Origin of the sequence: Streptomyces sp. NRRL B-24572 (assembly GCF_002156145.1) — a bacterium.
GTDB lineage: Bacteria > Actinomycetota > Actinomycetes > Streptomycetales > Streptomycetaceae > Streptomyces > Streptomyces vietnamensis.
The window spans coordinates 1-6,216 of sequence record NZ_MWIG01000673.1; the positions used below are offsets into that span (position 1 = coordinate 1).

The window sequence follows — 6,216 nt, forward strand, 5'->3', positions numbered from 1 at the left end:
CGGACGGACGGTGACCAGGGGCGGTACGGGGGTGGTGGTCGCGGTGACCGTGGCGCGGGGCGCGGCGTCCTGCCGTACCGGCTCCGTGGGCTCCGAACGCAGCCGGGTGCCGATGGAGAAGAGGGCGTCCGCCACCGGGTTGTCGAGGCTGACCGGGTGCCGGCCCTTGGCGTAGTAGCCGAAGCCGAGCGAGGCCAGGGTCCGGGAGGTCACGTCCGACGTGAGGCTGCTGTAGTAGTCGGCGCCCTGCCCTCCGACGAGCAGCACGTCGTTGCCTCCGGGGACCTCGCCGGGGTCCGTGCGGTGGCGGGGCCAGGCGTCCGCGCGGGCCACCTCGGCGGCGGCGGACGCGTGCCAGGGGCCGATCCGGGGCGACCAGGAGACCTTGCTCCGCTGCTGCTCCTCGATCCGCTTCCCGGTGACGGCCACCTCGCCCGCCTGCGCGGCGACGAGCAGGACGACGGCGAGGACGGGGAGGACGCGCGCGGTGGACCGGCGGATGCCGGCCGAACCGGGGAGTACGCGCGCGGTGGACGGGCCGTCACCGGCCGAATCGGGGAGTACGCGCGCGTGGTCGCGGCGGTCGCCGACCGAGGCGAGGGCGACGGCGGTCAGGGCGAGGAGCGCGGCCGCGCCGAAGGCGGGGAAGGTCCACCGATCGATGTCGACGCTCCCCCGGGCCGCCCACGCCAGGGCCCCGAGCAGCCCCAGGCCCGCGAGGAGCTCGACCGGCCGGGGGACGCCCCGGGCGACGGAGAACCAGGCGGCGATGAGCAACAGGCCGCACAGGACGAAGGTCTGACGGTACGGAATGCCGTTGGGCGAGGCGCCCGCGTGCCACAGGAGGTGGGTGGGTTCCCACTGGAGGGAGAGCGTCACCAGGACGACCGCGGCCGTCAAGCCGACCCGTACGCGCGGGGCGACGGCCCGGTTGAAGGGCAGCGTCAGGGCGAGCGCGAGGGCGGGCGTGCCGATGAACAGGGCCGGGCTGGCGACGCTCGCGGTGGCGGGCAGGAACCGGGCGAGGACGTCCGTCCAGGGGGCCGGTGCGAAGACGGTCTCAGGGGTGGGGTCGGCGACCTTCGTGGCGAGGAAGACGACCACGACGAGCGGCGCGGCGAGCCCGATGCCGATGAGGACGCCCCGGGCGGCGCGCAGCGCGCCGGTGAGGCGCTGCCGGGCGGTGGCCGTCTCCTCGGCGGTGAGAAGTCGCACCACGAGGACGACGGCCGCGCCGAGGGTCGCCATGTACGCGGTGTAGAAGTTGGCGATCCAGGCCAGGGCGACGATGAGGGGGCCGAGGACGGGACGGCGGCCGGTGCGGGCCCACTCGCCGACCAGGCAGAGCAGGGGGAAGGCGACGAGCCCGTCGAGCCACATCGGGACGGTGGCGCCGTAGTTGAAGGTCCAGCCGGAGAGGGCGTACGCGGTGCCGAGGACGGCGGCGACCGGCCACGGACCGGGGCGCAGCCGCAGGAGCAGCAGCGCCATCGCGGCCGCGGCGGCGGTGATCTTGGCGGCGGTGACGACGTACAGGGCGAGTTCGACGCGGTCCGCCGGGAAGAACACGACGAGCAGGTCGAAGGGGCTGCTCAGGTAGGTGCCGATGTCGCCGAGGAAGTTGGCGCCGAAGCCGGAGTTCCAGTTGAGGAAGGCGTCGCCGTGCGTCTCGCCGAGGAGGAGGGCGCGCCAGTAGGCGTGGTACGGCAGGTACTGCTGGCCGAGGTCGACGATGTTCCTGGTCACCGGGCCGAAGGGGTACGTGCGGGAGAGCCGGGTGGCGAGGCAGAGCAGTACGGCGGTGAGCAGGGCGGCGGCGGCCGGGGCCCGCAGACCCGCGAACCGCCGCCGCGCGTCGCCGCCGGGCTCGTCGTGTACGGTCCCGTGCTCGGAGTCCTCGACGTACACGGCCTCGGCGGCGGGTGGCACACATCCTCCAGGGGGCGCACGGCACTTCGGACGCCCGGAGGGGTCGTCACGGGCCGACCGCCATTACCGCCGAGGCGGGCGACCCGCAACCGATCAGCAGGCGCTCTTCAGGTACACCCCGGGTGAACTCCGGGTGCCACACGCCCCGGAGGCGTCAGCCGACGAGCTCGTCGACCGTAAGCGCCACGGTCCCGAAGAGATCACGAACGGTCGTGAGGCTCGCGGCCTGGAGCGCGTCCGAGGACTGCACGGTGCCGTCCGGCGCCTCCAGGGGGCGGGTCGCGGTGGCCTCGGCGACCACGGTGGGGCGGTAGCCGAGGTTGAAGGCGCCCTGGGCGGTGAAGAGGACGCACATGTGCGTCATGAAGCCGGCGATGACCAGGTCGCCGCCGACGCCGAGTTCCTTGAGGGTCTCCTCCAGGCCGGTGGCGTGGAAGGCGTTGGGGAACTGCTTGACGACGACCTTCTCGCCCTCGATCGGGGCGACTTCGTCGCTGATGGAGCCGATCTCGGCCCGGATGTCGTACGGGGTGCCCTCGCCGCCGTCGTTGACGACGTGGACGACCGGGGCACCGGCGGCACGGGCGGCGGCAAGCAGCCGGGCGCCGGCGGCCACGGCCTCCTCGGCCCCGTCGAGCCGCATGACGCCGGTGCGGTAGGTGTTCTGGAAGTCGACCATGATCAGCGCGGACTCGCCGAGTCGCGGCAGCTCCTGGGGCAGGCCGATCACATCGCGAAGGGTGGTGGAGGCGGTCATGGCGGTTCCTCTCGGTCGGACGAGATTGACGTTATAGACGCTAACACACATCGTTAACATCGTTATCAATCCCCAGGTCCCTCGTGTTAGCGCTGTTATCGTGAGAGCCATGTCGACGGCACGAGAGCGCATCCTGGAAGCCACCGAGGAACTGCTCGCCACCAAGGACGCGCTGGCCATCTCGACCCGGGCGATCTGCGACCGGGCGAAGGTCGGCATGCCGGAGATCTACCGCCAGTTCGGCGACAAGCAGGGGTTGCTCACGGCGGTGGCCGACATCGGCTTCGAGCGCTTCCTGGCCGAGAAGCGGCGGAACCCGCTCACCGAGGACCCGGTGGCGGACCTGTGCACGGCCTGGGACAGCCACGTCACGTTCGCGCTGCGCAACCCGTACCTCTACCGCCTGATGTTCACACCGACGGGCGACGCCAAGCCGCAGGCCATCAAGGAGGCCCAGGCGATCCTCCTGAAGGCCGTGGAGCGCTGCCGCGACGCCGGACGCCTGCGCATGGCCCCGGAACTGGCCGGCCAGTCGATCCTCTCCGCCAACGTGGGCGTGTGCATGATGGCGCTGTCCTTCCCCGAACTGTTCGGGGACCCCGCCATCTCGTACGCGGTGCGTGACGCCGTCATCGGAAAGGTCACCGGCGACGAGCGCGAGGACACCCGCATCGGCTCCGCGACCGTCCTCGCCCAGGCACTGGTCGGCACCCTGACGGGAACGGCCCCCCTGGACACCGCCACCCTCGACGACCTGACCCGCGCCCTCCGGCCGCCGGCCTGAGGCCCGCCGCCGGGCGCGAACCGATCCCGGCGGGTCCGGGACACGTACCGTCAGGCCTGGCCGACGGGAAGGACGTCCGGGGAGAGGGCGCTCGCGTGGGCGGAGGACGAGGTCAGGCGGCGACGGTGGTGGCGGCGGCAGAGGACCTCGTAGCCGATCTCCTCGGCCGGGCGGTTCACGTCCCCGACGACGACCTGTTCGCCCTCGACGACCATCTCGCCGCCGACCGTACGGGCGTTGTGCGTGGCGCGGGCGCCGCACCAGCACAGGGCCTCGACCTGGAGGTGTTCGATCCGGTCCGCCAGTTCGATCAGCCGCTGCGAGCCGGGGAACAGCTTCGTACGGAAGTCCGTCGTGATCCCGAAGGCGAAGACGTCCAGGCTGAGGTCGTCGACGATGCGGGCGAGCTGGTCGATCTGCTCCGGGGCGAGGAACTGCGCCTCGTCCACGATGACGTAGTCGGCCTTGCCGCCCTGGGAGAGCTGGGTGACGAGGTACGCGTACAGGTCCATGTCCCGGGGCGCCTCGACCGCGTCCGTCACCAGACCGAGCCGGGAGGACAGCTTGCCCTCGCCCGCCCGGTCGTCGCGGGTGAAGATCACGCCCTGAAGCCCCCGCGCGTCGCGGTTGTGGGCGATCTGGAGCGCCAGGGTGCTCTTCCCGCAGTCCATGGTTCCGGAGAAGAAGACCAGCTCGGGCATGACGGGACGGGGACCTTTCAGGTCGTGGGGGGGGAAGGGGATCAGGAACGGACTTCGAGCAGCGGGACGAGCTGCTCCGCAGGGGTCATGGACCCGTGCATGCCGACCATCGCGGACTCGTGGGGCTCGTTGACGGAGGCGGTGATCGCCACGTCGTCGTGGGCCGCGGCGACGACGTCGCCGATCCGGCCGTACACCCGCTCGTCGACCTCGTCGCCGAACCAGCCGAGGGCGATGGCCTCGTCGCGGCTCGCCACCCAGAACTGCTCGCCGACGACCTCGCGCCAGCAGGTGAGGACGTCCGCCTCGGCGCCGGGCACGGCGTAGACGTGACGGGCCCGGCCCTCGCCGCCGAGGAGGGCGACGCCCGCGCGCAGCTCCCAGTCCTCGTCGAAGTCGATGCGGTGCTGCTCGTCGAAGGGGATGTCGACCATGCCGTGGTCGGCCGTGACGTACAGGGCCGAGCGGGGCGGCAGCTGCTCGGCGAGCCGCTGCACGAGCCGGTCGACGAACATCAGCTGGCCGCGCCAGGCGTCGGAGTCGATGCCGAAGCGGTGGCCCGCGCCGTCGAGCTCGCTGTAGTACGTGTAGACCAGCGAGCGGTCGCCGGCGGCGAGCTGCTCGGCGGCGAAGTCCATGCGCTCCTCGCCGGAGAGCCGCCCGTGAAACGTTCCGCCACTGAGCGCGACCTTGGTGAGCGGGGTCTGCTCGAAGATCGGGGAGGACACCTGGGCGGCGTGGATCCCGGCCTCGTGCGCGAGCTGGAAGACGGTCGGGTACGGCTGCCAGACGTGCGGCGCGGTCCACGGCTTCCAGCGCAGCTGGTTCATCAGCTCGCCGGTCTCGGGGTTGCGCACGGTGTAGCCGGGCAGTCCGTGCGTCCCCGGGGGACGGCCGGTGCCGACGGAGGCGAGCGAGGTCGCGGTGGTGGCGGGGAATCCGGCGGTGACCGGGCGGCCCGTGCCGCCGCGCGAGGTGCCGAGGAGCGAGGTCAGGTACGGGGCCTCGTCCGGATGGGCCTTGATCTGCTCCCAGCCGAGCCCGTCGATCAGGAAGACGCAGTTCCGGTCCGCCGGGGTCAGCTCCGCGATCCGCGCGTCGAAGCCGGGCACGCCCTGGCCCGCCACGAGCGTCGGCAGCAGGTCGCCGAGCGAGCCGGAGGTGTACTCGGGCACCGGCGCGGTCTCCGGGGCGAGCGGAATCGGTTCGTCGGGCCAACCGTGGCTCACGGCGGTGTTCGGCTGCACCATCAGCGGGTGGGTGCGGCGGTCGCCGCGATGGCTTCGGACAGGGCCTGGGCGAACGCGAGGGTCTGCCGGACGGTGTCCGGGCCGTCCCCGGCGTCGCTCACGCGCAGGCTGAGGTCGTCGGCGGTGGCGTTGCCGGTGTAGCCGTGGTCGGCGTCGCAGTTGGGGTCGCCGCAGGCTGCGGGCTCCAGGTCGATGCGGGAGACGGCGCCCCAGCCGATGGTGAGGACCACTTCGCGGGGCAGGGTGCCCGGCGTGTACGACTCGGGGTTGGCGACCACGCGGCTGACGACGACCGACGAGATCCGGTCGAGCTTCACGGACTCGGTGGAGGTCGTGGCGTACGGGGTCGGGGAGCTGGTGTCGGCGGCCTGCTCGTCGGTGTGGCTGACGATGAAGCGGTGCGGCGTCAGGACGAGGACGGTGACGTGGCGCCGGACCTCGTTCGCGTCGAAGGTGGTCTCCTGGTGGACCACGTACGACGAGACGGCCTCGCCACCGACGGCGGCCTCCACCGCCTCGGCCACGAGGGCCGGGTAGTAGCCGCTGCGCTCGATCGCCGCGCGCAGCCCCTGGGTCGTCGTACCGCTCTTTGCCATGGACTCCATCCTACGGGGCGGAGGGGCCCGCTCTGGCCCCGTCAGTAACGTGGCAGGCTCCGCGGTCCGAGGTCGGTGCGGGGCGGCGGCGGGGCCAGGCGGACGGTCGCGCCGAGGACGGAGAGGCCGCGGGGGGCCACGACCACCGGCTCCAGGGAGACCGCGACCACCTCGGGATGGTCGTCGACGAGCCGGGAGA

The 6,216-nt window shown here is 72.6% G+C and carries 6 protein-coding genes; 1 reads left to right on the forward strand and 5 read right to left on the reverse strand.

Annotated elements, in window-relative coordinates; translation table 11 throughout:
• Window positions 1-1,929: YfhO family protein (locus tag CCN56_RS33170; protein WP_086831557.1), on the reverse strand; the 1,929-nt coding region annotated here is incomplete at its 3' end.
• A gap of 154 nt (window positions 1,930-2,083) precedes the next feature.
• A complete protein-coding gene (locus tag CCN56_RS33175) occupies window positions 2,084-2,686 on the reverse strand; it encodes an isochorismatase family protein (protein ID WP_086831558.1) in 603 nt (200 codons plus the stop codon).
• 109 nt (window positions 2,687-2,795) lie between these two features.
• Between CCN56_RS33175 and CCN56_RS33180 the strand changes: the two genes are divergently transcribed.
• Entirely contained in the window at window positions 2,796-3,470 is a 675-nt protein-coding gene (locus tag CCN56_RS33180) for a TetR/AcrR family transcriptional regulator (protein WP_086831559.1), read from the forward strand.
• Between the two features lie 50 nt (window positions 3,471-3,520).
• Here the strand turns inward: CCN56_RS33180 and CCN56_RS33185 are convergent, their stop codons facing one another.
• The 3 genes from CCN56_RS33185 to CCN56_RS33195 are packed head-to-tail and all read right to left on the reverse strand — an operon-like array spanning window position 3,521 to window position 6,017.
• Window positions 3,521-4,171 (reverse strand): thymidine kinase, encoded by a 651-nt coding sequence (locus CCN56_RS33185; RefSeq protein WP_041131639.1) that lies wholly within the window; start codon window positions 4,169-4,171, stop codon window positions 3,521-3,523.
• 41 nt (window positions 4,172-4,212) lie between these two features.
• Window positions 4,213-5,421, reverse strand: a complete 1,209-nt coding sequence (locus tag CCN56_RS33190; RefSeq protein ID WP_086831560.1) for an alkaline phosphatase family protein — start codon at window positions 5,419-5,421, stop codon at window positions 4,213-4,215.
• A complete protein-coding gene (locus CCN56_RS33195; protein WP_086831561.1) occupies window positions 5,421-6,017 on the reverse strand; it encodes a DUF5998 family protein in 597 nt (198 codons plus the stop codon). The genes CCN56_RS33190 and CCN56_RS33195 overlap by 1 nt, the downstream gene beginning before the upstream one ends.
• Window positions 6,018-6,216: the final 199 nt, after the last annotated feature.